Below are 1054 nucleotides of genomic sequence, written 5' to 3'. Positions count from 1 at the left end.
GGCGCGGCGGCCTTCCGGCGGCGCCCGGTGCGGGTGCAGCGCACCGAGCGGGCGGCCCCGTCCCGGGCGGTCACCCCCCTGCCCGACCTGCACTTTCAGGACTACGAGGTCCTCGAGCGGGTGGGCATCGGCGGGATGGGCAGCGTGTACCGCGCCCGGCGGCGCTCGGACGGGCGCACGGTGGCCCTCAAGGTCCCGCAGGACCGCTACCTCGCGGACACCAAGTTCGTGCGCCGTTTCTACCGCGAAGCCGAGGTCCTCAAGCGCTTCAACCACCCCGGCATCGTGCGGGTCTACGACTTCCGCATGCAGGACCCCGAGCACTACATCGCCATGGAGTTTCTCGACGGCGAGAGCCTGGAAAGCCTGATGGACCGCGAGCGCCTGCCCTTTGCCCAGGCCGTGCAGGTCGTGCGGGCGCTGGCCGACGCCCTGCGGCACATTCACATGCAGAACGTGATTCACCGCGACATCAAACCCGCCAACGTGATGGTGCTGGCAGGCGCTTTCCGCGACGGGCGGCTGCGCGAGGGCGGCGTCAAGCTGATGGACTTCGGGATCGCGGTGGGCAAGGTGCTGACCCGCCTCACCATGACCGGAGCGCGGGTGGGCACGCCCATCTACATGGCCCCCGAGCAGGCCAAGGGGGGCCGGGTCGACGCCCGCAGCGACGTGTATTCGCTGGGGCTGCTCGCCTACGAACTCGCCACCGGCGACACCGCCTTCAAGGGCAGTTACGAGGCGGTCGTGCACCAGCAGGTCTTCGAGGCCCCCAAGCCCCCCAAGCAGGTGCGGCTGGAGGTGCCCGGCAAGCTCAGCGACCTGATCCTGCACATGATCGAGAAAGACCCCGCCGGGCGCCCTGGCCTCGACGAGGTGATCGCCCGCATCGACGCCGGGGTGCTCACGGACGAGACCTTCAGCGACCCCTGGGCGCTGGCGCTGGGCGTGGAGGAACGCCCCGGCACCCTGCGGCTGCTCGACCTCTCGGGCAAGCTGCGCCTCAGCCTGCGCGACGGGCCCGGGGGCGCGTCCCTGGCGACCGGGCAGGGCC

1 protein-coding gene is annotated in these 1054 nt (G+C 71.3%); it reads left to right on the top strand.

All coding sequences use genetic code 11. From position 1 onward, the window contains the following. Positions 1-27 precede the first annotated feature (27 nt). Positions 28-1054 (top strand): serine/threonine-protein kinase (locus QOL99_RS17200; protein WP_285525623.1); only part of this gene is annotated, 1027 nt, incomplete at its 3' end.

It is taken from the genome of Deinococcus rhizophilus (genome assembly GCF_030271215.1).
In the GTDB taxonomy this organism is placed as follows: domain Bacteria; phylum Deinococcota; class Deinococci; order Deinococcales; family Deinococcaceae; genus Deinococcus; species Deinococcus rhizophilus.
This window is presented reverse-complemented; position numbering and strand designations above follow the sequence as displayed.